General features: G+C 39.2%; 25 protein-coding genes. 13 read left to right on the forward strand and 12 right to left on the reverse strand.

Translation table 11 applies throughout. From position 1 onward, the window contains the following. The first annotated feature begins 180 nt into the window (after window positions 1–180). Together B7E07_RS03955 and B7E07_RS03960 are read left to right on the forward strand one after the other, a co-directional pair. A complete protein-coding gene (locus tag B7E07_RS03955) occupies window positions 181–651 on the forward strand; it encodes a MarR family winged helix-turn-helix transcriptional regulator (RefSeq protein ID WP_080844172.1) in 471 nt (156 codons plus the stop codon). Beyond that, window positions 648–3,677: an MMPL family transporter gene (locus B7E07_RS03960; protein ID WP_139785567.1), complete on the forward strand. Its 3,030-nt coding sequence runs from the start codon at window positions 648–650 to the stop codon at window positions 3,675–3,677. The genes B7E07_RS03955 and B7E07_RS03960 overlap by 4 nt, the downstream gene beginning before the upstream one ends. Before the next feature lie 409 nt (window positions 3,678–4,086). Here the strand turns inward: B7E07_RS03960 and B7E07_RS03965 are convergent, their stop codons facing one another. Next, window positions 4,087–5,043: a DUF4097 family beta strand repeat-containing protein gene (locus B7E07_RS03965; RefSeq protein WP_080844173.1), complete on the reverse strand. Its 957-nt coding sequence runs from the start codon at window positions 5,041–5,043 to the stop codon at window positions 4,087–4,089. A 122-nt stretch (window positions 5,044–5,165) separates the two neighbouring features. On the opposite strand from B7E07_RS03965, the gene B7E07_RS03970 reads away from it, so the two are divergent. The 3 genes from B7E07_RS03970 to B7E07_RS03980 all read left to right on the forward strand — a co-directional run bounded on the left by B7E07_RS03970 (window position 5,166) and on the right by B7E07_RS03980 (window position 7,580). Then, the gene (locus tag B7E07_RS03970) at window positions 5,166–5,606 is read left to right on the forward strand and encodes a GNAT family N-acetyltransferase (RefSeq protein ID WP_373886039.1); all 441 of its coding nucleotides are present in this window, start codon (window positions 5,166–5,168) and stop codon (window positions 5,604–5,606) included. Between the two features lie 143 nt (window positions 5,607–5,749). After that, window positions 5,750–6,271: a sigma-70 family RNA polymerase sigma factor gene (locus tag B7E07_RS03975; RefSeq protein ID WP_080844175.1), complete on the forward strand. Its 522-nt coding sequence runs from the start codon at window positions 5,750–5,752 to the stop codon at window positions 6,269–6,271. Then, on the forward strand, window positions 6,264–7,580 hold the full coding sequence (locus B7E07_RS03980; RefSeq protein WP_176215109.1) for a DUF4179 domain-containing protein: 1,317 nt from the start codon (window positions 6,264–6,266) through the stop codon (window positions 7,578–7,580). Before B7E07_RS03975 ends, B7E07_RS03980 begins: the two co-directional genes overlap by 8 nt. Before the next feature lie 82 nt (window positions 7,581–7,662). On the opposite strand, the gene B7E07_RS23485 is transcribed toward B7E07_RS03980, so the two are convergent. Beyond that, window positions 7,663–7,800, reverse strand: a complete 138-nt coding sequence (locus B7E07_RS23485; protein WP_176215110.1) for a hypothetical protein — start codon at window positions 7,798–7,800, stop codon at window positions 7,663–7,665. A gap of 275 nt (window positions 7,801–8,075) precedes the next feature. On the opposite strand from B7E07_RS23485, the gene B7E07_RS03985 reads away from it, so the two are divergent. Genes B7E07_RS03985 through B7E07_RS03995 form a run of 3 tightly spaced genes read left to right on the forward strand, consistent with a single transcriptional unit; the run spans window position 8,076 to window position 10,353 of the window. Further along, window positions 8,076–8,900, forward strand: a complete 825-nt coding sequence (locus tag B7E07_RS03985) for an amino acid ABC transporter substrate-binding protein (RefSeq protein ID WP_080844177.1) — start codon at window positions 8,076–8,078, stop codon at window positions 8,898–8,900. Beyond that, window positions 8,887–9,585: an amino acid ABC transporter permease gene (locus B7E07_RS03990; RefSeq protein WP_080844178.1), complete on the forward strand. Its 699-nt coding sequence runs from the start codon at window positions 8,887–8,889 to the stop codon at window positions 9,583–9,585. The genes B7E07_RS03985 and B7E07_RS03990 overlap by 14 nt, the downstream gene beginning before the upstream one ends. Window positions 9,586–9,618: 33 nt before the next feature. After that, the gene (locus B7E07_RS03995; protein WP_080844179.1) at window positions 9,619–10,353 is read left to right on the forward strand and encodes an amino acid ABC transporter ATP-binding protein; all 735 of its coding nucleotides are present in this window, start codon (window positions 9,619–9,621) and stop codon (window positions 10,351–10,353) included. A gap of 427 nt (window positions 10,354–10,780) precedes the next feature. On the opposite strand, the gene B7E07_RS04000 is transcribed toward B7E07_RS03995, so the two are convergent. The 5 genes from B7E07_RS04000 to B7E07_RS04020 form a co-directional block, all read right to left on the reverse strand. Beyond that, window positions 10,781–11,533, reverse strand: coding sequence for a (S)-benzoin forming benzil reductase (locus B7E07_RS04000; RefSeq protein WP_080844180.1), 753 nt, complete (start codon window positions 11,531–11,533; stop codon window positions 10,781–10,783). 190 nt (window positions 11,534–11,723) lie between these two features. Then, window positions 11,724–12,455, reverse strand: coding sequence for an ATP-binding cassette domain-containing protein (locus tag B7E07_RS04005; protein ID WP_080844181.1), 732 nt, complete (start codon window positions 12,453–12,455; stop codon window positions 11,724–11,726). Further along, window positions 12,452–13,150 carry an ABC transporter permease gene (locus tag B7E07_RS04010; protein ID WP_080844182.1) on the reverse strand — a complete coding sequence of 233 codons (699 nt, stop codon included), beginning with the start codon at window positions 13,148–13,150 and terminating at the stop codon, window positions 12,452–12,454. Before B7E07_RS04010 ends, B7E07_RS04005 begins: the two co-directional genes overlap by 4 nt. 24 nt (window positions 13,151–13,174) lie before the next feature. Further along, window positions 13,175–14,041, reverse strand: a complete 867-nt coding sequence (locus B7E07_RS04015) for an ABC transporter substrate-binding protein (RefSeq protein WP_257391392.1) — start codon at window positions 14,039–14,041, stop codon at window positions 13,175–13,177. 2 nt (window positions 14,042–14,043) lie between these two features. After that, window positions 14,044–14,955 (reverse strand): helix-turn-helix transcriptional regulator, encoded by a 912-nt coding sequence (locus B7E07_RS04020; protein ID WP_080844184.1) that lies wholly within the window; start codon window positions 14,953–14,955, stop codon window positions 14,044–14,046. A 402-nt stretch (window positions 14,956–15,357) separates the two neighbouring features. On the opposite strand from B7E07_RS04020, the gene B7E07_RS04025 reads away from it, so the two are divergent. The 3 genes from B7E07_RS04025 (at window position 15,358) to B7E07_RS04035 (ending at window position 18,279) form a co-directional block, all read left to right on the forward strand. Further along, entirely contained in the window at window positions 15,358–15,837 is a 480-nt protein-coding gene (locus B7E07_RS04025) for a FixH family protein (RefSeq protein ID WP_080844185.1), read from the forward strand. Between the two features lie 323 nt (window positions 15,838–16,160). Beyond that, complete coding sequence (locus tag B7E07_RS04030; protein WP_080844186.1) at window positions 16,161–16,943, forward strand: DUF4931 domain-containing protein; 783 nt, start codon at window positions 16,161–16,163, stop codon at window positions 16,941–16,943. A gap of 163 nt (window positions 16,944–17,106) precedes the next feature. Then, window positions 17,107–18,279: an FtsW/RodA/SpoVE family cell cycle protein gene (locus B7E07_RS04035; protein ID WP_080844187.1), complete on the forward strand. Its 1,173-nt coding sequence runs from the start codon at window positions 17,107–17,109 to the stop codon at window positions 18,277–18,279. Between the two features lie 27 nt (window positions 18,280–18,306). On the opposite strand, the gene B7E07_RS04040 is transcribed toward B7E07_RS04035, so the two are convergent. The 3 genes from B7E07_RS04040 to B7E07_RS04055 all read right to left on the reverse strand — a co-directional run bounded on the left by B7E07_RS04040 (window position 18,307) and on the right by B7E07_RS04055 (window position 22,544). Beyond that, window positions 18,307–19,377 (reverse strand): Ger(x)C family spore germination protein, encoded by a 1,071-nt coding sequence (locus B7E07_RS04040; protein ID WP_080844188.1) that lies wholly within the window; start codon window positions 19,375–19,377, stop codon window positions 18,307–18,309. Continuing rightward, window positions 19,374–20,465 carry a GerAB/ArcD/ProY family transporter gene (locus tag B7E07_RS04045; RefSeq protein ID WP_080844189.1) on the reverse strand — a complete coding sequence of 364 codons (1,092 nt, stop codon included), beginning with the start codon at window positions 20,463–20,465 and terminating at the stop codon, window positions 19,374–19,376. The genes B7E07_RS04040 and B7E07_RS04045 overlap by 4 nt, the downstream gene beginning before the upstream one ends. Window positions 20,466–21,053: 588 nt before the next feature. Next, window positions 21,054–22,544: a spore germination protein gene (locus tag B7E07_RS04055; RefSeq protein ID WP_080844191.1), complete on the reverse strand. Its 1,491-nt coding sequence runs from the start codon at window positions 22,542–22,544 to the stop codon at window positions 21,054–21,056. A gap of 352 nt (window positions 22,545–22,896) precedes the next feature. Here B7E07_RS04055 and B7E07_RS04060 point away from each other — a divergent pair, with 352 nt between their 5' ends. Continuing rightward, window positions 22,897–23,145 (forward strand): DUF2573 family protein, encoded by a 249-nt coding sequence (locus B7E07_RS04060; RefSeq protein ID WP_080844192.1) that lies wholly within the window; start codon window positions 22,897–22,899, stop codon window positions 23,143–23,145. Window positions 23,146–23,311: 166 nt separating this feature from the next. Here B7E07_RS04060 and B7E07_RS04065 read toward each other — a convergent pair whose 3' ends face one another. Both B7E07_RS04065 and B7E07_RS04070 read right to left on the reverse strand, forming a co-directional pair. Next, the gene (locus B7E07_RS04065; RefSeq protein WP_080844193.1) at window positions 23,312–23,659 is read right to left on the reverse strand and encodes a spore coat protein; all 348 of its coding nucleotides are present in this window, start codon (window positions 23,657–23,659) and stop codon (window positions 23,312–23,314) included. Window positions 23,660–23,674: 15 nt separating this feature from the next. After that, window positions 23,675–23,947, reverse strand: a complete 273-nt coding sequence (locus B7E07_RS04070; protein ID WP_080844194.1) for a hypothetical protein — start codon at window positions 23,945–23,947, stop codon at window positions 23,675–23,677. A 320-nt stretch (window positions 23,948–24,267) separates the two neighbouring features. On the opposite strand from B7E07_RS04070, the gene B7E07_RS04075 reads away from it, so the two are divergent. Beyond that, the gene (locus tag B7E07_RS04075; RefSeq protein ID WP_080844195.1) at window positions 24,268–25,176 is read left to right on the forward strand and encodes a proline dehydrogenase family protein; all 909 of its coding nucleotides are present in this window, start codon (window positions 24,268–24,270) and stop codon (window positions 25,174–25,176) included. Window positions 25,177–25,211: the final 35 nt, after the last annotated feature.

A 25,211-nucleotide genomic window follows, 5' to 3' on the forward strand; every position in this document is an offset into this window, starting at 1 on the left:
ACTTATTATACTTGCATCGCATAGAATATGCGGTGTTTTTGTTTGTCTAAAAAATGAAAGTGCAAAATGAGAAACTTTTATTGACAAGGAATGTCATTTTTCATAAAGTTAACTATATTAATAGTTCATGTATTGAATAATTAAAGTGGAGAATAATTTCAAAAAGAGGTGAATATATACATGGGGGAACATTCTATAAAAGATCTGATTGATCGTTATATTGAAATTTCATTTATTGTAAACCGCTGTGGACAGAGCCTGGTGAAAAGCCAGGTTGGCAATGACTTAACGTATGATCAGCATTATACATTGCGTCATATTTATAAATCTGGTTCTTGTACTTCATCAGAGCTTGCCGAAGTGTTTGATGTGAAAAAAAGCGCAATTACAGCCATTATTACAAGGCTGTGGGAAAAAGGACTAATACTGCGGACACGGGATGAGAGTGATCGCAGGGTGGTCTATTTGACGCTGACAGACAAAGCAAAGGAATTGTTTGAAGATACAGAAGAACGTATTCAGAAATTAGTAGAGTCGTTGATCAATAACTTTGAAGAAGACGAAATCAATCAATTTATGGATTCGTTTGAGAAGCTTAAGAATTTTATGCTGCAAAGTAAAGAAAATATTCAGACGGGGGATATAAAGTGAGTACAATCATCAAACGAAAGTGGTTTGTCATCATTGCATGGATTGCCATTGTTGCTGGACTTTTTCTTGCTGCGCCGAGCATGGGAGACCTTGTTCGTGAGAAAGGTCAAATTACCGTGCCAGATGAATACTCTTCAGCAATTGCTGGTGATATCATGTCAGAAGTGCAAAAAGATGAGGGTGGCGGCAATGATACAGGAGTCGCATTGGTTTTTCATAACGAAAATAAGCTGAATGAAGAAGATATTAAAGAGGCTGAGAGAGCGATTCGGTTACTGGAAGACGAGCAAGAAGAGCTCGGAATTACAGAGATTCTGACTCATTTTAACGAAGATTCACTCAGAGATCAGCTTGTGTCAGAAGACGGAAAAGCAATATTGGCTCAAGTTACCGTGAATTGGAATGACCGTGAAGCAAAAGAGCTAAGCGAAGCTCTATATGCTGCAGTTGAGGATGTAAAGGTCGATCATTATTATACAAGTGAATGGATGATTAGTGAGGATGTAATGACGAGCTCACAGGAAGGACTGAAGAAAACAGAGGGCATTACAGTTGTATTCATATTAGCTGTTTTACTGCTTGTGTTCAGATCGGTCATAGCACCGTTAATCCCGCTTGTCACAGTTGGACTCACCTATTTGGCATCTCAGTCAATTGTCGGTTTTCTTGTAGATCACTTCGACTTTCCGATATCAAGCTACACACAAATTTTCCTTGTAGCCGTTCTTTTCGGAATAGGAACAGATTATTGTATTTTGCTGTTAAGTCGTTATAAAGAAGAATTAAGTCATTCAGAGAGTATAGCTGATGCAATTATAGCTACTTACAAAAATGCTGGAAGAACGGTATTTTTTAGTGGTGTAGCAGTGATGATTGGATTTGCAGCGATTGGTTTTTCGCAATTTATTCTTTATCAGTCAGCGGCCGCTGTGGCAATTGGGGTAGCGATTTTACTGGTTGCCCTTTTTACCATCGTTCCATTCTTTATGGCAGTCCTGGGCAAAAAGCTGTTTTGGCCATCAAAAGGATCGGCAGAGCATGCTGACAGCAAGCTTTGGGGAACGGTTGGCAAGTTCTCTCTAGCAAGGCCATTTATTGCCTTGCTGATCGTTGCTGTGGTATGTGTACCTTTCCTAGCCACATATGATGGAGAGCTTTCCTTTAATTCGCTTGAGGAAATTAGCGGAGATGTGAATTCCATCAAAGCATTTAATGCGATTTCTGACAGCTTTAGTCCTGGTGAATCCATGCCAACACAGGTTGTTATCCGCAATGACGAAGAAATGGATTCAGCTGAGTATATTAGTCTGGCAGAGAAAATCAGCGATGAGCTATCACACATTGATTTAGTTCAAAGTGTCCGCTCTGTTTCAAGACCAACCGGAGAGGTGATGGATGATTTATATGTCAGCTCTCAGGCGGAAACACTCGGAGATGGAATTGGAGATGGCCGTGACGGAGTTGAACAAATTCGGGACGGCTTGAATGAAGCAAATACAATGCTTACAGATCAGGCTCCAGAGCTCGAAAAATCGACAGATGGAATCAATCAATTAATAGATGGAACAAATCAGGCGAAAACAGGCCTGGAAACCATCCAGACAAACCTTGCAACGATTGAGCAGGGAATGCGTGAAGCTTCAATGGGCTCAACTGAGATTATTGCAGGATTAGGAAATTTAAAAGCCGGGGTTCTGCAGCTAGCAGGTGGATATGAAGAATTGAGCACTGGTTATGAGGATGCCGCTAAAAATTTAGTTCAAGTATCAGATGGCCTATCACAAGCAAATTTAGCTTTATTCAATCACTTAGAAGGAAAATATGCAGACTTAGGTGAAGATGCTATGTACCAGCAGCTGAAAGGGCAGATTACGTCAATTCAGGGAGGACTTCCGCAAATAGCAGACGGAATCACTCAAGCAAACCTTGCATTCCAAAAAGCAAATGAAGAGCAAAACAATATCGTCGCAGGATTTGATCAACTACTTGCAGGACTAGAACAGCAGCAGGCGGGCTTAGAAGAAATGGCTAATGGCCAAGGGCAAATTGTCGGCAGGATGCCTGAGTTAACTGATGGTTTAGCTGGTATTACGACTGGACAGGAACAATTGCTTGCAGGCTTTGGAGATCTTGGCGGACAGATCGGCGAATTAACAGACGGCCTTGGCCAAAGTGTTGATGGTTTAACAGAAGTATCTGATGGACTTGGGTCTGCGCAAGACTATTTAACAGGATTATCAACTGGTTCAGACGCATTTTATTTACCCGAAGAAGTGCTTGGCAGTGGCGATTTTGCTCAAGTGTTAGATGTCTATTTATCAAAAGATCGAAAGGTAATGACATTGGATGTGATTTTCGAAGCGAATCCGTATTCGAATGATGCGATCAGTCAAATTCCTGAAATTAAGGACACTGTTGAAAAAGCAACCAAAGGAACGAAGCTTGAAAATGCAGTGGTCGCCGTTGGGGGACCAACAAGCATGAATGCTGATTTAGGAACAATGAGTGATCAGGATTACACCCGCACAGTTATTTTAATGCTTGCTGGTATAGCGATTATTCTTGTTTTCTTGTTCCGATCACTTATCATGCCACTATATTTAATCGGCTCACTGATTCTGACATACTATACTTCTATGGCGATCAATGAAGTGATTTTTGTCAATATTCTTGGCTATTCAGGCATAAGCTGGGCTGTTCCATTCTTTGCTTTTGTTATCCTAGTAGCACTTGGTGTGGATTACAGTATCTTCCTGATGGATCGTTTCAATGAATATCGAGACTTGTCTGTATCAGAAGCGATGCTGCTATCTATGAAAAAGATGGGTACGGTAATCATTTCGGCCGCTGTTATCTTAGGCGGGACTTTTGCGGCGATGATGCCTTCTGGAATGCTGTCGCTGCTGCAAATTGCAGCAATAGTCATTGTAGGATTATTCCTCTATGCACTTGTCATTCTGCCATTGTTTATCCCGGTAATGGTGAAAAATTTTGGTGCTGCCAACTGGTGGCCGTTTAAAAGGTAAAGAATCTGAAAGGCAGCGATTTCCTATTATGGAGTTGCTGCCTTTTTTATTTTTGTATGGTCAAATAAAAAAAGAGGCTGGGACATAAGTATTTAACAGACCCAGAGAACCGAATGGTTAGGAAGTCATCTTTCTAATCATTCGGTTTTTTATTTATGATTATAAAATACATTTTATTAACATGAGTGAAATGGAGCGAAGGACACTCGACTCCTGTGGGCAATAGAGGAAAAGGTGAGACCCCGCAGGAGCTTGCTCCGAGGAGGCTCAGCTTTTGATCCCACGAAAAAACAGGGTCCGCAGCGCAGGTGGAACGGACTTGTTTAAATACCCAAACCAAGATATATTGAATATTCGTATTTTAGAAAGATTAATTTCATTTTGTCCCAGCCTCTCCTTTTAAAAGAGATTAATGAATCTCAACTGAACCGCTTGTTACTCGAACATTGACTTCATGTGTCCCGGCTCCGCTTTTACCAGTAAAGCCATGATCGCTTTCGGATTTATTTTCTAATGGGAGGTTTGCGGATATATGCCCGCTATTATATTCGCCGTTTATGGTATAGTCTCCATCATCTGGTAAATCAAGCTGAAGTCGTCCAGAGCTTGCGCGAAGATCAATATCATCTGTAACCTCTTTAAAGGAAGCTGTTAATCGGCCGGAGGATAACTCTCCTGTTAATCCGCCAGTCATGTTATCTAGTGAGAAATCTCCAGAACTTAGATTTGCCTTAATATCAGCAGCTGTTATGCTGTCCCCATCAATTCTTCCGGAAGATGCTTTAAGGGATACATTTTCTGCAGAGACATTGTTAATATCAGCTTTTCCGGAACTTATGGAAAAGTCACTTACTTTAGCTTCAATACCATCAACGCTCATCACGCCAGAAGTAGCCTCAAGTGAAACGGTTTCTGCTAGGATGTTTTGCACGTTTATTTTACCTGAACCTAATTTGACATCCATCTCGTCAAGCTGCCAATCATTTTCACCATTTACGTCAATCGTACCAGATCCGCCTCTAATGGATAAAGTGCGGTCAAATGTCTCAGGAACATGAATGACGACCGTTGCTGTTCTATTAAAGGGGCTGCTGAACCAAGACTTCCGTTCATATTTTATTTTCAGCGTGTCGCCTTCTTCAGTGATCTTTACTTCCCCTTTTCCTTCAAGCTCTGTTTCTAAATCAGCACCGTTCGTTTTTTGAATTGTTGCATTTGCACCTTCTAACTCAATGGAAATTTCTTCGATATTGGAATTGACTTTGCCATTAGCTGCACTGCTTCCAAGCGGCAGCCATTGATACGCAGTAGTGGCGATCACATATAAGCTCACTAATACTAAAAATATGATAAAGATTCTTTTCATAAATCCTCCTTGTTGTACTCTGTTTTCCTTATTTTACTATAAAATAAGGGAAGCGGTATTGAGCCGCAGCAGGATTCTGATATAAGACTTAAGGAGTATAAGGACTGAGGTGCAGCATGGATTTGAAGATCATTGAAATGACGAAGAGTTACGAAATGGAAGCGAAAGCGCTAATACTCGATGGATTTCTAGAAAGATTCGGCTTTATTGATCATAATCTAAATCCCGATCTTAACCATATCTATGAACATTATTGTTTAGACGGTTCTGTATTTCTCATAGGACTCTTACATAATGAATTAGTTTGTACAGGAGCATTGACCAAAGAAGCTGAAGGGACAGGACGGATTCAAAGAATGTCGGTTAAACGAACCTTAAGAGGTAAAGGTCTGGCAAAAAAAATGCTAAAAGCTCTTGAACAAAAAGCGTTGAATTTACATTATAGCAAACTGGTGCTTGAAACGAATAGGAACTGGGAAAGCGCAATAAACCTATACAAAAGCAACGGTTATAGCCTGGAGGAAGAAGAAAATCAATTTGTTCATCTTTATAAAATGTTGTGAAGACTTGCTTGAAAAGCAAAAGCAGTTTTTTTCTCTGAGCCTTTCAAAATTTGAGTATAAATAGTTATCTTTCTAAAAAAAAGAAAACCTTTTGCTTATTCAGCAGTCTAATATATATAGAAATTAGGGCAGGGGGGAACGGTGTGGAGCTCGAAAAGGCTGTCAGAAAAGCTCGGCGAGGAAATGATGAGGCATTCCTTTTCATCATTAACACCATTAAATTAGATTTATATAAAACAGCATATGCATATCTTCACAATCAGGAGGATGCCCTTGAAGCTGTCCAGGAAGTCACAGTTCGGATTTATCAAGAGATCAAAAAATTACGGAAAGAAGCTTTCTTTAAAACTTGGGCAATCAAAATTATGATCAATTATTGCAATGACGTGCTGCGAAAAAGAAAGCATACAGTGCTGAATGATGAACTTGTGCATGTGAGCGGTAAAGCGGATAGCTATACATTGTTAGAAATAGAGGATGCCATGAACCAGTTAGATCAGCGTTCTCGAGAAATTCTGACACTGAAATATTTTCATGATATGAAACTCAAAGATATCGCCATTACTTTGGAATGCCCGGAAGGAACAGTAAAAACCTGGCTGCACAAAGCCTTAAAATCATTGCGGAAACTGCTGGATGAGAAAGGCGGAATGTCAAATGTTTGAGAAAGAAGAGCAAAATCTAATTGGATGGAAAAAGGCGTATGATGAATTACAATATCCTGTAGAAGATATAGATGCTGCCATTCAAGCAGGTTTTCAGAAAGGCAGGCAGCAAAAGAAGAATGTTATGCGAAAAAGATGGCTATATAGTACTGCGGCTGCAGCTGTATTCTTCATCACCTTCTTTGTCAGCATCCGCTACTCAAATGTATTGGCAAACTATATTGCGGTTATTCCAGGCATGGAAAAGGTCGTCGAGATGATCCGCTATGATAAAGGGTTATTAGCTGCCGTTGAGAATGACTATGTGCAGGAGATTGGCGTTTCTCAGGAAAGGAATGGCCTGAAGGTAAATATAGATCATGTCATTGCAGATGAATATGGAATGGTTCTTTTTTATTCGATTGAGTCAAATGACAACCAAACGAACTTTCAAGTCCATAACTTAGAACTGAAAAGTGCTAAAGGAAAAGACCCAGTGATGGCTACGAGCGGATATGGTGTTGATGTTCCAAATGATACTCCAAGAAATAAAGTAGATACTACTGCAGAGCTGTTTTTCAGTGAACCATTAGAAACAACTGATTTTATATTAGCTATAGAAGTAGGAACTGGCACGCAAAAAGAGCAATTCGAGATTCCTTTTTCTTTAAATAAATCGCTGGAGCAAAAGAGAACTTATGAAGTCAATAAGACTGTATCAATTGAGCAGCAGAACATTACTATAAAACAAGTGGAAATCTACCCGCTTAGGGTAGCTGTTACCTTAGAAATGGATGACCGCAATAGTAAAAAAATACTATCATTTGATGATTTAAGACTTGTTGACGAACATGGGGAAGCATGGACAAAAATTTCCAACGGTGTTACCGCTAATTATATAAATGAAAATGAACAGATTTTATATTTGCAAAGTAATTATTTTAAGGAACCAGAAGAGATATTTATTGTTCTAAATAGCTTGCAGGCGATTGATCGTGAGGATGATACTGTAGTTATTGACACAAGCACAGAGAAAATATTAAAACAGCCTAAGGGAGAGCTTCTTTCAGATTTGGAGATTATCGGGAATGAGTTGTGGTTTAAGCTGAAAACCGAGAGAGAGTTTAATTACTCGTTATTTATGTTGTCCTCTAAAGATGCTAAAGGAAATGAATACAATCATGGAAGCATGATTGAAGGACATATTGAAAATGGAATGCAAAGAATGGGATTACGACTTAATTCCACTAATATAGCAAATCCACTAACACTTGAAATCTCTGCCTATCCGTTATGGATTAAAGGAGATGCGAAAGTAAAGGTGAAATAGTGGTAATGTGACGTCTTATAAACAAGTGAAGCTGATGGGAAAATGATTCGTTTCCCATCGGCTTTTCTTTTTCTGGCAATCCTTATGAATGCAAGTCTGTTTTATCCTTTTGATCTTTATTTCGCTTGTTTCCTTTGCTGTTATCGCCGCTTACGATATGAGCTGTATCATTGCTTGGTGAGTTTTGATTTCTGCTGCCTTTGTTAGGTTTTCTAGTCATGTAGGTTTCCTCCTGTCTTTTGTTGAGGCATAACATTAGTACGTACTTGGTTTTCCCGGTTAAGGAAAAGATCATGAGTGGAAATCCGTGTAAAAATGATTTGTTTGGTAAAGATAAGAACAGGGAAAATACTCACCATTATCATGGACAAAGCTATATATAATGCTCATTGTCACAGAATTGTAAAAGTACGAGCAATTCGCTTTACAGTTCGTAGGGCATGTAATATGATAGCTAATGCTGACAAAACTAATCGGGATTAGGGGGTTTATAGAATGAAAAAGAATTCTATCTTATTGATATTAATGTTAAGCCTTGCTTTGCTTCTTGCTGCATGCGGAAATAATGCAGCAGATCCGGAAAATACGGGCGGAGCAGATGAAAATACAAGTGAAGAAGATTTACTGGCAAAGGTTAAGGATGAGGGAGAATTGCTCATTGGAACAGAGGGTACATATCCTCCATTTACGTTCCATGATGATAGCGGAGAATTAACAGGTTTTGATGTTGAGATCGCCAAAGAGGTTGCAGAGCGTCTTGGTGTTGAACCAGTGTTTATGGAAACACAATGGGATGCCATGTTTGCAGGCTTAGATTCAAAGCGATTTGATATGATTGCCAACCAAGTTGGAATTAGACCGGATCGCCAGGAAAAATATGATTTCTCAGAGCATTATATCACTTCTGCTGGTGTATTAATTACCCATAATGATAACGATACGATTAAAGATTTTGAGCATATTGAAGGATTAAAAGCAGCGCAATCCATGACAAGTAACTATGCCGATATTGCTCGTGAATATGGTGCAGAAATCGTGGGAGTAGAAGGATTTAATCAAGCGATTGAGCTTATCAACTCTCAGCGTGCTGATGTCACGATTAACGATAATTTATCTTTCTTAGATTTTAAAAAACAAAAACCCGATGCTCCAGTGAAAATGGTAGCTTCTATGGATGATGCGTCTCAAAGCGGTTTCATGTTCCGAAAAGGAAATGAATCATTTATTGAAGAAGTCAACAAAGCATTAGAAGAAATGATTGAAGACGGAACCTATTTAGAAATCTCTGAGAAATGGTTTGGTGAAGATGTACTTAACTAGTATTTTTACGGATCCAGAACGGATTGACCGTCTGATTAGTATCGCTAAAAGCTCCCTTCTGCCTTTGCTGGAGGGAGCCATTTCCTATACGATTCCGCTGACACTGATTGCTTTTGTCATCGGACTTTCATTGGCGATTTTAACGGCATTAGCAAGAATTTCCTCGGTGAAAATATTACAAGTGATCGCCAGAATTTATGTTTCAGCCATTAGAGGAACCCCGCTCTTAGTGCAATTATTTATCATTTTTTATGGGCTTCCGACAATCGGTGTTATTATTGATCCATTTCCTTCAGCGGTCATTGGTTTTTCCTTAAATGTAGGTGCTTATGCATCTGAAATTATTCGAGCAGCGATTCTTTCGATCCCAAAAGGACAATGGGAAGCTGGCTATTCCATGGGGATGTCTTATCAGCAGCTGCTAAAACGAATTATTTTACCGCAGGCTTCACGGGTATCGATTCCGCCGTTATCGAATACGTTTATAAGCTTGGTAAAGGATACATCTTTGGCTTCCATGATCCTTGTCACGGAAATGTTTAGAAGGGCGCAAGAAATTGCAGCAACGAATTATGAATTTTTACTGCTATATTCAATGGCTGCATTAATCTATTGGGTGATTTGCTTTGTCCTTTCCATTTTACAAGGATTTATGGAGAAAAGACTAAATCGATATGTGTCATAAGCATCCTGTATGTAGGAGAAGGAGTTTTGATCAGTGATTACAATAAAAGGACTGCATAAGAAGTTTGATGAATTGGAAGTGCTCAAAGGCATTGACCTGCAGGTAGATCGTGGTAAGGTTGTTGTGGTCATTGGTCCTTCAGGATCAGGTAAAACAACATTGCTGCGCTGCATGAATGTGCTGGAAACCCCAACAACTGGGGAGATTTCAATTGATCATCAAACATTAGATTTTACGAAATCTGTGTCAAAAAAAGCCATTCCTGCTTTTAGAAGGCTGACGGGTATGGTTTTTCAAAGCTACAATTTATTTCCTCATATGACAGCACTCGGCAACGTAATGGAAGGTCCTTTAACCGTAAAGGGTGAAAATAAAGAAGCTGTCAGAAAAAGAGCAGAGGAATTACTATCAAAAGTTGGTCTGGGAGATAAGCTTGATTACTATCCGTTTCAATTATCGGGCGGTCAGCAGCAGCGTGTCGGAATCGCTCGTGCACTGGCTATGGAACCAAAAGTAATGCTATTTGATGAGCCGACTTCTGCACTCGACCCAGAACTTGTCGGAGAAGTGCTTAAGGTCATGAAAAACCTAGCTTCTGAAGGAATGACGATGGTTGTGGTTACCCATGAAATGAGATTTGCAGAAGAAGCTGCAGACGAGGTAATCTTTATGGACGGCGGCCGCATTATCGAACGAGGAGCCCCAAGCCAAATCTTTACGAATCCAAAAGAAGAACGAACAAAGCAATTTCTCAATATGATTCAATGAGCATGACCCCGTGGATGGAAACGGGGTTCTTTGTTTTTTAATAGAGAGTGAGATTAAAGTGAATGATCGAAAAAAGAAGAGAAATGATCGAAAGTGTGTGGGAAATGATTAAGGAATTTCGGGAATGCTCGATATTTTCTCTAGATTGATTTAAAAAGTCTAGAGATTGACCGAAAACACCAGGATATACAAGCAGGGGTATTTAGCAATATGCCTTTCAATTGAACGAAAAGCCCGCCTGAAAGCGATTATTCTGAGGTTGAAATTAAAATCACTAAAAAACAGCCATTTTTCCAAAAAAAAAATGCTCCCATTATGGAAGCAATTAAAAGGGGGATTTACACTTGTACAAATAGTATGAGCAAATCTTTTTCATTCTATACATAAATTTTTGAAAATTTTTAAAAGGGAGAATACTAAGCGTGAGTTAATTTAAAAAATCATTAATCTGATAGATAACTCCACTCTCGGTTTCTGTGTCTAGAAGAAGGGAGACAAAAATATTTGCGACCGTTTCCGGTGCACGGAGAAGACCGTCTTCCTTATAACCTTGAAATTTAGCAATGTCAGTAAATTGTTCTTCGCTGGAGGAACGGATTTCTCCTTGCATATCTGTATCCATAATGCCTGGGTTAAAGGCAAAAATTTTATGGTGTGTGCCAGCTGTTTCTTGTTCGAGCGCGACCGTTTGTGTAAACATATTTAGAGCAGCCTTTGTACTGCAGTACACACTCCAGCCTTCGATCGGACGCTGGGCAGCACCAGAAGTAATATTTGCTATAGTCACTTTTTTATCTGTTATTTTAAGCAGCTTATTCGTCATGATGATAGGAGAAATCAGATTGATTTGGGTGCTATCAGTAACAGTTTGAGGGTGTAAATGACCAGCTGTATGTATGGGCGCCACTGTTCCCGCATTTTGGATTAGGAAGATTTCTTCCGTGTCAGGCTGGTTCACCTTTTCATACACCTTTGTAAATGTGTCTTCCACTTCTGATCCTTCTGCGAGATTACAAGGGAAGTGATAATAGCTTTGTCCATTGTCAGCAGCAATGGTGTGTAGTGTGCTGTTCTCTGAACGGGAAATCGATATAATCGAATACCCTTCTTCCGCAAGTTTTTGAGAGATCGCTGCACCCAGACCCCTTGAAGCTCCTGTTACAATCGCAATCTTTTTCATGAAATCACTCCTTCTATTTTCTATTATCTGCAAGTATTAGTCTATTTCATTAAAACAAAGAAGGAGATGATGTGAAAGTAAATCAGCTTGATTTAGGTATATTGTTAGTGTGAATATAAAAATCTGTATGTATAGCCAGAACAGCAAAAAAGCACAGATTTATAAATCCATGCTTCTTCACTCATTATCCTCAATTTAATACCATTCCATTTAAAAAGTGTTTTGTTTCTTCTGCTGGGGAGTTTAAGACATCTGCCGTGCACCCGATCTGACCTAGTTTGCCATCTATTAAAACAGCGAGCCGGTCTGTCAGAAATTTAATCTCTTCTAAATCATGACTGACAAACACGGCTGTGGTTTCTGTTTCTTGCAGTAGGCGCTTCAAGTCTTTTAATAGTTTTACCTTAGAAGGATAGTCAAGAGCAGAAAAGGGCTCATCCATAAATAGAATCTTTGGCTGTAAAACTAGAGCTCGGGCAAGGTTTACCCGCTGCGCTTCACCGCCTGAAAGAAAGCGGATATTTTTATTGGCTAAATGAGAAATGGATAGCTGCTCAAGCCAATATTCGGTGCGCTCTTTTATAATTGATTTAGGGATCCTTCTTAATCTTAATCCGCTGGATACATTTTTGGCTGCCGTCGTATCCAGGAGAAGGCTTTGCTGCATAACCACAGCAAGTTCTCTTCTCTTTTGAAGAGGTATAGATGTAGCGGTATATGGTTCTCTTTCAAATTGGATCGTTCCGCTAGTCTGTGATTCAAGAAAGGACATAAGCTTAATCAGCGTACTTTTTCCTGCTCCGTTTGGACCCATGATGCCGAGAATTTCACTTTTATATAAGGCAAGATCCTCTATTTTTAGATAGGTTTTAGCTGCTCTCTGGAAAAGAATATTGTGAACAGATAAGATCGGTTTTTTCATTGCATCTGCTTCCTTTGCTGGAGAATTGTAAGCAGGAATGTAATCGCAAAAGCTAGCCCCATTAAGATGAAGGAGAGGGCAAGCGCTACATCAAAATTACCTTTTGAAACTTCCATCACTATGGATGTTGTTAAGATTCTTGTCTCGCCAAGAATGTTGCCGCCTACCATCATGGCTGCTCCCACCTCGGCAATCACGCGGCCAAAGCCCGCCATTATAGCAGCCATAATGGCAATTTTGGTTTCCTTCATTAAAAGAAGGATCATTTGTACTTTAGAAGCACCAAGCGCTTTAATTTGCAGAAGAAGTTTTTTGTCTATTTGCTGAAAAGCACTTGATGTTAATCCAATAACAATAGGCAGTGAAACGAGTATTTGAGCTATTACAATCGCAAATGGGCTATATAATAAGGAGAAAGAGCCGAGCGGGCCATTTCGCCACAGCAGCATCGTAATCCATAGTCCAGCAACCACGGGAGGCAATCCCATCCCAATGTTTATTAGGGATAGGAGAAGACCCCTGCCGCGAAATGTTGAGAGGCCAAGCGCTACTCCGAGCGGAATGCCGACAATCGTGCTGAAGATGATCGCTGATAAGGACACGCGGAGGGTGAGCAGTGTAATTTCTACTAATTGCATATCACCTGTTGCCAGCATGCTAAACGCTTGTTTTAGACCCTCTATCAGCATTTCCATCTGTATCCTCTCCAGCCTGTATTTTTATTCTGTATATTTAAAGAATAATGCTTCACCATATTCGTCTTTTCCAAACTCTTCTATTATTTTTTGTGTCTCATCCTTGATCATAAAATTCACAAAGGCTTCTGCGCCTTCTGCAAATACTTTGCCGTGCTTCTTAGGGTTTACTTGCATAACGTGGTAAATATTTAATAAATCTTCATCGCCTTCAACAAGGATTCCTAAGCCCAGTGTATCCTGATGAGCCAAAAATGTAGCTCGATCAGTTAATACATAGCCGCCTCTTTCAGCGGCAATTTGCAGAGTATCACCCATGCCTTGTCCTGTTTCTATATATTCGCTGTTTTCTGCTAGTGCAGCTAGTGTAATACCAGCAGCCTCCCAAATGCCAAGTTCTTTTTTATGTGTGCCGGAATCATCACCACGAGAAATAAATACGGCGTTTTTTTCAAAAACTTTCCTAAATGCCTCTTGAACTGAAAGACCCGAAATTCCAGCAGGATCTTCACTAGGTCCGATCACAATAAAATCATTGTACATAACTCGTTTGCGATTAATCGCATCTCCACTGTCTACAATCTCCTGTTCGGCTGCAGGTGCATGAACTAATAGAACATCTGCTTCACCTTGTGTGCCCATTTCAAGTGCCTGGCCGGTGCCAACAGCAATAGTTTTCACATTGATGTTTTCTTCTTCTTCAAACAGGGGGATTAATTTATCCAGTAACCCGCTATCCTGTGTACTGGTAGTGGTCGCCAAGATTAAGTCCTTTGTTTCTTCAGCGCTTTGTGTTTGATCATTCGATTCAGCGGGAGAGCTTTGGCATCCCGCTGCGAATAAAAGCATTGCAATCAGAATAGTTAATAATGATAAGCGATATCGTTTCAAGTTCAAACCTCCCATTTTCTGCTGTCATAAGTAATACGGCCAAACTGACTGTCATCATAACCTTCAAGGGCATTTATATATTCCCTAAAACTAGTCAGCTGCAGTAAATCAATAATATGCTGTAAAGCGATTTCATTTTGTTGAGTCCACTTAAAGATTAAATCAAACTGTTCAACTGCAGCTGGAATAAAGTGTAGGTTTAGCCTGCTGGCAGCTGTTTTAATGCCAAAGGTTACATCCGCATTTCCGCTGCTGATATGAGATGCTGCTGATAAATGCGTCCATTCTTCGTGCTCATATCCATTGATTACAAGTGGATTTATCTTTTTCTCTGAGAGAATCGTATCAAGTAAAAATCGAGTGCCAGAACCTTTTTGGCGGTTCACAAAAATTAGATCATTTCTTACCAGATCATTAAAGCCTTTCATATTCTTAGGGTTACCTGCTGCAGTAATAAGTCCTTGTTCACGGGCAGCAAGCCTCATTACGGTAATTTTTTCATGAACAAATAACTGTTGAATAAACGGGAGATTATAAGTTTTAGAAACTGGATCGAGCAAATGGACAGCTGCAATATCACATCTTCCTTTATATAGCTCCATTAACCCTTCAAGACTGCCAATATAGGAAGGCTGAATACTAATATCAAAATCTTCCTTTGACACATATTGAACAAATGATTCTACTAAAAAATCATGGCTGCCTGCTAAGCGAAGCTGAATGGATTGAGAGTGATTCGCTTCAACGGGCATTTCTCCCGTCTTTAATCGATTCAGTTCCCGTTCTTCAATCCGCATTTTTTTCCCAACTTTAAATGCAGCAAGCTCTCCTCTTTTAATTAGTTCGTAAACCGTATGTTTGGATATTTTTAAAAATGCAGCTACCTCATCTGGTGTATATATTTTGTTATGCAAGCATCATCCCCTCTTTCGTACTACATAACAAAATTACTATGGATAAGAAATGAAAGATGTGACTTTTGTTATGTTTGGTTAAGTTATGTTGTGAAAATATCGGTTTTGTCACAGAACGTTCAAAACTAACGGGATGACGGGATCATTTGGAACATGTATACTTTTCGGTGCAATGGGAATTATGGGTTTAGCTTTATGAGGCAGAAATAATGCTGAGAGCACAATGCTGTTACAAGGTGATTATGGGGGATGCAGCTGAGGCCAGGAGACGGATTAATTCAAAAACGTAAAGTGTTCGCGGATACCACGCACTTAGTGAGGAGCACTTTACTAATTTCATACATTTATCACATTTGAGTAGTATGTTCAAATTATTCTCGTTAGCAGAAAGAGGGAAATAAAATGAAAAAGTGGATATTTAGCTTAGGGTTGCTTTCGGTTGTTTTGGCGGGCTGTGGCAATGATGGTGGAGAGGATCGTGCGGATAACGAAGCTGTTCCTGCGATTATTGAAGCAAGCTTAGAGGTTCCAGAAAATGCTGAGGTAGGGAACGAAGTATCATTTACTGTGACGGTCATGCAAGCTAATGAGCCTGTCGATGATGCAGATGAGGTCGTTTTTGAAATTTGGAAAGGCGAAGAGCGTGAGCAAAGTGAGGAGCTGGAGGCTGTCTCTGAAGGTGAAGGGAAATATACGGTAAAGAAATCTTTTGAGGAAGATGGCATTTATTCTGTTCAATCACATGTAACGGCAAGAGATTTGCACACCATGCCGAAGAAAACGATTATGGTAGGAAATACCGAAGCTGCAGATCAAGGTGAACAGGATGAAGAAGAAAGTTCACACGACCACGAAGACCACGAAGACCACGAAACAGAATAAGAACAGCAGCAAATTTCTTAGAAATGAGCTTTAAAAAGAAGAAAAGATATAAGAGACTGTAACATAAGCAGTAACCTACAATGAAAATCCGCAAGATTAGGGCTAGTTTTCTAATTATTCGGATTTTTTTATTGCTTAATATCAATCCTCTAAATCAGAGTAATATGGAACGGGCCTTTATTTAAAGCATAACGCAAGCTTTCCGAAATGTATTCTCATTTTTTTACAGCCTCTGTTTATATTGATTTCAATTCGCAAATCCCCGCTAAAGGACGTTTCATTTTATAATAGAAGAAACAGAGGAACAATGGGGAGAGAATATGATGACAAGTACACACCTGCATTTTCTTACATCAGTAGGGGTAAAGAAACCAAATAGCATTCGTAACAAAGATGTAATGTGTCCGTTCTGTGCAAGAGAGCTTCTGACCGATATTATTGATACTGATGGTCCCATTATGTTATTAAAAAATAAGTATCCTGTATTACAAAGATCTTTTCAAACGGTTCTAATTGAAACAGATGATTGCGATGCGGAGCTATCAAACTACTCAAACGAGCATTTATACCGCCTTTTCCAATTTGCCTTCAATCATTGGATAAAGATGGAGGAATCAGGGAAATATGAGTCTGTCTTGTTATTCAAAAATCATGGTCCACTATCCGGAGGCAGTATTGCTCATTCCCATATGCAAATCATCGGTCTTGAAGATGTCGATTATACAATTGATATAAAGACTGAAGATTTTATTGGTTTAGAGATAGACAGCAGTGGCGGTACAGAATTTACATTGTCCACTCTTCCGAAAATTGGATTTTATGAATTTAATGTGAAGCTTGGTGAACGAAACGAAATGGAGACATTTGCTCGTTATGTTCAAACAGCCGCACACTATATTCTTACGAATTTTCCGTTTCATTGTAATAGCTATAATCTTTTCTTCTATAAGCTAGGGGAGGAGAGATATGCCAAAATTGTTCCGCGATTCGTTACAAGTCCATTATATATTGGATTTTCAATTCCGCAGATCCCGGATAATCTAGAATGGATGAAAGAGGATATAAAAAAGCACTATTTTACAAATACAGAGCACATCCATACTTGAAAATTTAACCATACACATTTAGAAGTTGTGATTTATTCACTTTAAAAATATAATGAAATATTGAGTGCAAACGAAATATGATTGCATGTTGAAGTTCATTTTATATTGTAAATCACAGATTATGAATTTGTGCAAATTGTATTTGGTTTAAAGGAGAATCAGCATGACTTCTAATAGAAATACACCCCCTAGGCTGGATTTTAGCCTTGTTCTTATACTAATGCTTTTATTTCTTGTTTCTTGTGTGTCTATTTATAGCGCCCAAACAACAGGTCAATATTTAGAGAATTTCCTTCTGAAGCAAATTGTCTGGTATGTCGTTGGGACATGCATCATTGCTGCAGTGATTACATTTGATTCTGATCAATTGCAAAAAATATCTTGGTATACATATGGTCTGGGGCTTGCGCTGCTCGGCTTTTTAATAGTTGCCCCAACATCCATTGCGCCTGTTATAAATGGTGCTAAGGCATGGTATGTACTTCCAGGCTTAGGCTCTATTCAGCCAGCAGAGCTAGTGAAAGTATTTTTAATCGTAATGCTGGCAAAAATAATTGATCATCATCATCAAAAAAACATCGTCAAGACCATTACGACCGATCTCTGGCTTCTGATTAAGATTATAGGAATTACTGCAGCACCCCTGCTTCTTGTCATGATGCAGCCTGACTTAGGAACAGGCTTGGTACTTATAGCTATAATGCTTGGCTTGATTTTTATCTCAGGTATCACCTGGAAACTGCTTCTGCCCATTTTTGGAACAGGTATAACGCTTGTAGGAACTATTTTTTACTTTGTTCTTTGGCATCCGGAAATATTAGAAAAGTACTTAGGTGTGAAAGAATATCAATTTGGCAGAATCTATTCTTGGATTGATCCTTATAATTATCAAAGTTCAACTGGATTCCAGTTAACACGCTCCCTGCTCGCCATTGGTTCAGGCGAAACAACGGGGAAAGGGTATGGCACAAGAGAAGTCTATTTGCCCGAAAGTCATACCGATTTTATATTTAGTATTATCGGAGAAGAATTTGGGTTTATCGGAGCAAGTGTCGTTATAAGCTTATTTTTCCTGCTTATATATCATCTGACTAAAATCGGCATGGAAACGAAGAATAAGTTTTATACGTATATATGTGTTGGCGTTATCAGTATGATTACCTTTCATGTGTTTCAGAATATCGGCATGACCATTGGAGTGCTGCCAATTACGGGTATCCCGCTTCCATTCATAAGCTATGGCGGAAGCTCCTTGATGGGGAATATGCTCGCAATGGGTCTTATATTCTCGATCCGTTACCATTATAAGAAATATATGTTTTCTAATACAGACTAAAAAGAGCGGCATATATGCCGCTCTTTTTTAATCTATAACACCTGTTTCTTCAATTGTCACATCAGCTTTTATGCGGATATCGAGATTAGCATAATTATCTTTAAACTTTTTTAAGTCGAAACCTCTCGTCTGCGTCCGATAGTATTTTCCAATACCAATTGGATCCGTTCCTTTTTCCTGAAATCTTTGAACAAGCTTGCTGCATTCCCTTTCAATCTTATCATTGACCGCTTTTTCAATTTCCTTCACAATCTGTTTTGTAAGTTTATCACCAGTAAATTCTTTAACAATACCTGTAACATTAATATGAATGGTCAATTTATCCCGATCGCTATCATCTATTTTGAAATGATGTTTTGAGTTAATACTATGAACAGATGCTTCGTTATCTTTTGATAAATCAACATTAAAGTATCCGCTGCTGTATTTATCTACTAATAATTTAAAATAAAACATATCATCCTTTTCAATAAAATCAACTGCAGAATCATCCTTAAAGATGGTCATCCCTGAGATTTCAACTTGTTTTTTGCTTTTTTGATGGAGCTGCGGCAAATATACATCTTTTCCTTCCTGATAAAAATCATGTAGAAAAAGATGCAGGTTTGATTTTGGAATATCACGTTCATTAATATTATGTGATAATAAATTGTATAAGTAATTTCCGTTGCCTCTTGAGCCATACTCCCCTTTTAACAATTCCTGCGCGCTGCCGCTTGACGTTGTCAGAAAGATTCTCGACCCAACAGTGGCATCTCGCTGAAAAGCATCAATAAAATCAATAATGCCATTTTCCGCGAAATTTTCTTCAAAGACGACGATCCGGATGCCGCCTGTTACGAGTGGTTCAGAGGATTGTTTTTGAGCGTCTGACAAAACACTTCTTCTTAAAGTAGATTCTGATATATAGGTAATATTTTTAATGGATTGATCTGGAAGATAATCTTGAACCAGATAAGTGCCAATAAAACGATCCTTTTCTATCTTGTCAAAGCCTGCTCCAACAATAATATTTACATCATCGATAATTTCAGGCTCGACACAGCCTGCTAAAAGAAGCAGAAGAGCACAAAAGATGAACACTCTTACTATTTTCATTGCTTTTTCACCTTCTTTGCAATCTTAACGGCTGCAAGTAACATAGGTAAATAAATAAAATTTATGATAAAACCTATTTTTCCAGTATAGTCATTAAGTATATTGATGGAAGCGCGTGTCTGAAAAAGGGAGCAGAGTATAACTATTATTCCAGCTATAAACAGAATTCCTTTTCTTTGCTGTACATGAAAGAGCCTCTTCAAAATTCGCGAGGCTGCCCATAGAGAGATGCATATATTTGGCAGGATGATTAAGTTCCAGTTGGCAATTCCGATATATTCAAACCGCTCAACAAATGGAAATCTTGTGATTTGCCAAATAGAAAGAGTGGCCCATATATTCTTTTGAAGCTGCCCTTCGGAAAAATAGCCGAAAGTCATTATGGCTAGAACAACGTAGAGAAGGGTCGTCGTTAAAATAGCTAAATGCGCCCATTTTTTCGACTGTCCTGGATTCTTAATAAAGGGATAAATAAACAATACAATTTCAAATCCAATATAAGTTAAGGACATAGCATAGGACCCCATGACGATATCTTTAATGGAATGGTCCCACACCGGCAACAGTGAAGTGAAATCTGAGAATTTAAAGGTAAAGCCAAATGTCAGCACAAGATAAGCTGGCAGCACGAGTCCAAAGAAGGCTACCCCGGTAACTGTCCGAAACCCGCCTGAAACAATATAAACACAGAGAATTAAAAATCCTAAAGCATACCAAAACGTTCCCATCTCAGGGAAAATCCACGTTTGAATGACTTCAATGTAGGTTCTCATTACTGTCAGCATATACAGCATAAAATAAAGGATAAAAAAACTGCTTAAAAGTCTACCGAAAAACTTACCGGCAAAGTATTCATGAGCGGTTACAATATCTCCATCAACGGTCTCTGCTATTTTGTAAATGGCCCACATCACTCCATGAATGACAAACCCAGCGATAATAATTGATATCCATCCATCATAACCAGCAAAATTAGCAATAATTCTCTGAAAACCAAGCACACCAATTCCAACCTGCATGGACATGACCAAATAAAAAACAAGAAATGGAGATATTTGCAACCTTTCTGGAACTGGATGACTTGCCATCTGATTTCACCTCTTCGTTGAAATTGTCACATAGGAATGGGGTGTTTAGTATGTTACTTTCATGAGCAAGCCGCTTCCGCTTTTCTAGATGTCCAGCTCCAGCGGCTAGCCCCTCGAGGTCTTAAGTCGACCCATCCAAAAGGTCAAAGAGCGACCTTTAGGCTGTTTCGCCTTAAGCTTGTCGGGGCTGAGCAAGCCGCTTCCGCTTTTCTAGATGTCCAGCTCCAGCGGCTAGCCCCTCGAGGTCTTAAGTCATCCCATCCAAAAGGTCAAAGACCGACCTTTAGGCTGTGCTGCCTTAAGCTTGTCGGGGCTGGGCAAGCCGCTTCCGCTTTTCTAGATGTCCAGCTCCAGCGGCTAGCCCCTCGAGGTCTTAAGTCATCCCATCCCAAAGGTCAAAGATCGACCTTTAGGCTGTTTCGCCTTAAGCTTGTCGGGGCTGAGCAAGCCGCTTCCGCTTTTCTACTTGTCCAGCTCCGGGCGCTAGGGGCTCGAGGTCTTAAGTCAATCTGTCCTAAAGGTCAAAGACCGACCTTTATGCCATCTTGCCTTAAGCTTGTCGCCCCTGGGCAAGCGCCCTCCGCTTTTCTATTCATCTATGTCTTTTATTTGTTTGGCTTTGTTTTTGCTGAAGCGGATTGGTTTTTCGGTTCTTAGGAAGCCTGGCCGAACGGTTAGTTTGTTGAAGTGCAGTCGAATGACGGCATCTTTAAAGTCCCGTGCTCTGGGTGGGTAGAGCGGTTCTAAAAATGGTCTTCCAAGAGATGTAAGCCTCAGCAAATGAGTTAATAAGAAACAAAATGTAAATACGACTCCAACTAATCCCCATATACTCGCCAGTAAGATAAATGGAAATCGCAATACACGAATCGTATTGCCTATTTTGTAAACAGGTGTTGTAAACGAAGCAAGCGCTGCTAAAGCGACGATAATAAGCAGGACATTACTTGTAATTCCCGCTTCAACTGAGGCTGTCCCAATAACGATCCCGCCAACGATACCAATTGTCTGGCCAACCTTTGTCGGCAGCCTGGCACCTGCTTCTCTAAGGAGCTCAATCGTTAATTCAAGAAAAAGTGCTTCGAGAACAGGCGGCAGCGGAATTTCCCGCCTTGATGTTACCAGTGTTGCCAATAAGTCCTTTGGAATCAGTTCATGATGGTATGTAAGAGCTGCTACATAAACAGGTGTAGCTAGAATTGAAAAGAGGACGGCAAAAACCCTTACTAAGCGGAAAAAGGATGCCAGGATCCAATTGAGGAAATAATCCTCAAACGCTGAAAAGAACTCAACTAATGTAGTAGGCGTGATCAGCACATGTGGTGAACCGTCCACAATAATGGCGATTTTTCCTTCTCCTAAAATGGCAGCAACACGGTCTGGTCTTTCCGTGTCGAGCAATTGGGGAAATGGTGAATTGGAATTGTCAGCAATCAATTGAACGATATAGGAACTATCAACAATGACATCCATTTCAACTTCCTGCAGCCGCTGCCTTACCGTATTCACATTATCAACATTTGTAAGTCCGTCCACATAAATAATGGCTACCCGTGTTTTAGACATACTTCCAATCGTGACTTCTTCACATACTAATTCCTTTATTGGCAGCCTTTTTCTAATTAAGTTTAAATTTTGCCCTAATGATTCAACGAATGCCTCTTTTGGACCAATAACAGAGAATTCTATTTCAGGCTGGGTTATGCTGCGGACAATTTCTTTCTGGGCTGCAATAAATGCAAAACAATCTGGCTGCCTTTCCGATCGCACTAAAACATAACCGTTAAATAGCTTCTGCTCAATTTTTGAAAAATCATCACTAATTTCAATATCTGTTACAGGAACAATTTCTTTTAAATCCCGAATTGTTTTAAATTCACCCTCCAATAAAAAAGGAAGGGCGTCTTTTTGAAGAATTTGCTCATCGACTAGTGATGTCATAAATGTGAAGCTAAATTTCATTTCATGTTTTTGATTAATATAATAACTTTTCTTATAATCAGCAGACTTACACAGTGATGTTTCCCAGTTTTTTTCATCTTGAGTTTTAGAGAAATGCTTTTTAAACCAATTTTTCATAGGATCACCATTTGTTTTGGCATAGGCTTATTCTTACCGGAAATGGAAAACTTATGAATGGAATTTTAAATTGATTACATTGAATGAGAGGGAGGAAGGAAATAAAAAAAGAAACCCGTTGGCAGCGGATTTCTTTTTGATATGAAACTCCTTTACGAAAGAGGGGGGTAAGGGAGTTGCAAACTTGGTGTAATGTTGTCTGTCTATTGAAGCTGTTGACGAGCAATGCAGCTTCAATTACACTGTAAATGAAAATCATTTTCATTTATGGGTTTATCATAATATAAACCTTAGAAGGTGTCAACTAATAATTGAAAATGATTATCAAGATCATTTAGGGGGTATATAGTAGATGGATAAACAATTGAAGGAACAGTTAGATGGATTGCTTGAAAAATATACAGAGCTATTAATTGGAGATACAAGTTTAGAAAATCAGAGTAAAGTGGAAGCATGGATTCTCTATTCTTTTATAGCAAAATCAATGCCCCCGCTCGTCAAACATTGGAATGCCACTTATCCTGAGGGGAAAGAAGCGATTAAAAAGGTTATTGAAGAAATTAAACAGCTAAACGAAGAACATAAAGAGAGCAATAAATAGCGAGTGCGGCTATTAAGGGGGCAAGAGGTAAAAGTTCTCCATAAGAAAATCAGATAGGATATCTCTTAAGTCGGAAAAGAAATTCAGCAATCAGACCCTGTCTAACAAAACGCACTATAATGCCATCCTATAAAAAGCCGTACCATCATTGATACGGCTAAAGTATTTACTGCAGTGTATTTCCGCCATTGCCATATGGGAATTGGCTTGAGTATCCTTGGAATTGCTGAAACGATTGCTGCAGCTTTTGAGGTTCTGCGGCTTCAAGCTTGTACCAGCCTTTTTGGAACATTAGGTTATAGAGATTGCGCTGTTCATTTTGCGTGTCAGTGAAGATATTGAGCACATCCTGATAGAGAGCCTGATGACTAGCTTCATTTAGAAAAGTACAATACGAATCTGTCATGTACTTTTCCATCGTCAGCAGATCACTTGTGAAATCACGATCATTCATTTGCGGAGTTTTAGGAATTTGAGTTTCTGGATTTTGTACCTTTTGCTGATTCTGGTTCATTATTATACCTCCCAGTTATTGCTGCATGCCAGCAGGTGGCTGATTTTGCTGATTCAAATGACTAAGAATCCGCTCATAATGCTGTTGATGCATTTGTCCGCATCGTTCCATGGCTGCTTTGATTTCTTGGTCCTGACATTGTGAAGCATAGAAGTGAGCTTTTTTCATAGCCAGTAAGTTCCATGAAAGCATATCTGTTAAGTATAAAGAATCTTTTGAAGATATGATTTGCGGAGGCTGAGGCATGATCGTTTGCCCATATTGTGTTCCCATATTTTGCTGCTGCATTCATAATCCCTCCAACACGAAAGAAGTTTTGTTCGCGATTATCTTTCCACATCAAATTGTAATTATGCAGGTATATCAATTCGACATTTTTTTTACATAGTTATTTTCAGAATATTTAAAAGATGATAAAATAAAAGAGGTCAGGCTGTCTGCACGATTACTAAAATTGGTAAAGTGATACAAACGATACTCCTCCGAATGCTTCAGCTTTGACAGACCCATGTTTTTATCAAGCTATAAGGAGAAGTTTAATCTGCTGACTTTCCTATAGGTTTTTAAAAGATGTTATATCAAATCTATGACATTCGAGGAGGAACTGAATGATGACGATGTTAAGAGATGTTTTTTTATTTTTATCAAAAAATAAAAGATTAAGCATGCTTGGTAAAAAATATGGTTTTCGTTTCGGTGCCTCGCGTTTTATTGCAGGGAAAAACATAGCAGAAGCCATACAAGTCATAAAAGAACTGGATAGAAAAGGATTAGCAGTTACAGTAGATTGCCTTGGAGAATTTGTTGACAATGAAGCAGAAGCAAACGAAGCGGCCAGTCATATGGTGAGACTAATTAAGACGTTGGGAAAAGAGTCACTAGATGCGGAGATTTCTGTCAAACTAACATCACTAGGACTAGATCTGTCGAATGAAATTGTTCTAAGAAACATGCGACGTATCCTAGAGACAGCAGAACAGCATCAGATTTTTGTAACCATAGATATGGAAGATTCTTTACGATGCCAGCAGACATTGCAAATATATAAATTGCTCAAATCGACGTTTAAAGATATTGGTACTGTCATTCAAGCTTACTTACACAGGACAATAGAAGACATGCAGCAATTAGAACATTATTCTCCCAATCTGAGATTGGTAAAAGGTGCATATAAAGAATCACCTGAAGTAGCACTTTCGGAAAAGCAGGCAATTGATGAAAATTTTAAACGAATTATTGAAATTCATTTGCGAAATGGCCATTATACGGCAATTGCTACACATGATGATCGCATTATTGAATATACAAAACAGCTTGTGAGAAAATATCAGATCCCTCATAGTCAGTTTGAATTTCAACTGCTTTATGGTGTTAGAGTGGACCGGCAGCTTGAGCTTAGCCGTCAAGGATATAAAGTGCGCCTCTATGTCCCGTTTGGGGATGATTGGTTTGGCTACTATATGAGGAGAATGGCTGAGTATCCAGCAAATGCTTTTACAAATAAAAAAAGGCTATAAGTAAAATAGCAGGAATTCCTCTGCTCCAAAAGGAG

Origin of the sequence: Cytobacillus gottheilii, assembly GCF_900166665.1 — a bacterium.
In the GTDB taxonomy this organism is placed as follows: domain Bacteria; phylum Bacillota; class Bacilli; order Bacillales; family Cytobacillaceae; genus Cytobacillus; species Cytobacillus gottheilii_A.

Coding starts and splice junctions, on each gene's coding strand:
- B7E07_RS03955 (WP_080844172.1), top strand. CDS start 181: ATGGGGGAACATTCTATAAAAGATCTGATTGATCGTTATATTGAAATT.
- B7E07_RS03965 (WP_080844173.1), bottom strand. CDS start 5,043: ATGAAAAGAATCTTTATCATATTTTTAGTATTAGTGAGCTTATATGTG.
- B7E07_RS03980 (WP_176215109.1), top strand. CDS start 6,264: ATGTTTGAGAAAGAAGAGCAAAATCTAATTGGATGGAAAAAGGCGTAT.
- B7E07_RS23485 (WP_176215110.1), bottom strand. CDS start 7,800: ATGACTAGAAAACCTAACAAAGGCAGCAGAAATCAAAACTCACCAAGC.
- B7E07_RS03985 (WP_080844177.1), top strand. CDS start 8,076: ATGAAAAAGAATTCTATCTTATTGATATTAATGTTAAGCCTTGCTTTG.
- B7E07_RS03990 (WP_080844178.1), top strand. CDS start 8,887: ATGTACTTAACTAGTATTTTTACGGATCCAGAACGGATTGACCGTCTG.
- B7E07_RS04000 (WP_080844180.1), bottom strand. CDS start 11,533: ATGAAAAAGATTGCGATTGTAACAGGAGCTTCAAGGGGTCTGGGTGCA.
- B7E07_RS04005 (WP_080844181.1), bottom strand. CDS start 12,455: ATGAAAAAACCGATCTTATCTGTTCACAATATTCTTTTCCAGAGAGCA.
- B7E07_RS04010 (WP_080844182.1), bottom strand. CDS start 13,150: ATGGAAATGCTGATAGAGGGTCTAAAACAAGCGTTTAGCATGCTGGCA.
- B7E07_RS04025 (WP_080844185.1), top strand. CDS start 15,358: ATGAAAAAGTGGATATTTAGCTTAGGGTTGCTTTCGGTTGTTTTGGCG.
- B7E07_RS04030 (WP_080844186.1), top strand. CDS start 16,161: ATGACAAGTACACACCTGCATTTTCTTACATCAGTAGGGGTAAAGAAA.
- B7E07_RS04035 (WP_080844187.1), top strand. CDS start 17,107: ATGACTTCTAATAGAAATACACCCCCTAGGCTGGATTTTAGCCTTGTT.
- B7E07_RS04040 (WP_080844188.1), bottom strand. CDS start 19,377: ATGAAAATAGTAAGAGTGTTCATCTTTTGTGCTCTTCTGCTTCTTTTA.
- B7E07_RS04045 (WP_080844189.1), bottom strand. CDS start 20,465: ATGGCAAGTCATCCAGTTCCAGAAAGGTTGCAAATATCTCCATTTCTT.
- B7E07_RS04055 (WP_080844191.1), bottom strand. CDS start 22,544: ATGAAAAATTGGTTTAAAAAGCATTTCTCTAAAACTCAAGATGAAAAA.
- B7E07_RS04060 (WP_080844192.1), top strand. CDS start 22,897: ATGGATAAACAATTGAAGGAACAGTTAGATGGATTGCTTGAAAAATAT.
- B7E07_RS04065 (WP_080844193.1), bottom strand. CDS start 23,659: ATGAACCAGAATCAGCAAAAGGTACAAAATCCAGAAACTCAAATTCCT.
- B7E07_RS04070 (WP_080844194.1), bottom strand. CDS start 23,947: ATGCAGCAGCAAAATATGGGAACACAATATGGGCAAACGATCATGCCT.
- B7E07_RS04075 (WP_080844195.1), top strand. CDS start 24,268: ATGATGACGATGTTAAGAGATGTTTTTTTATTTTTATCAAAAAATAAA.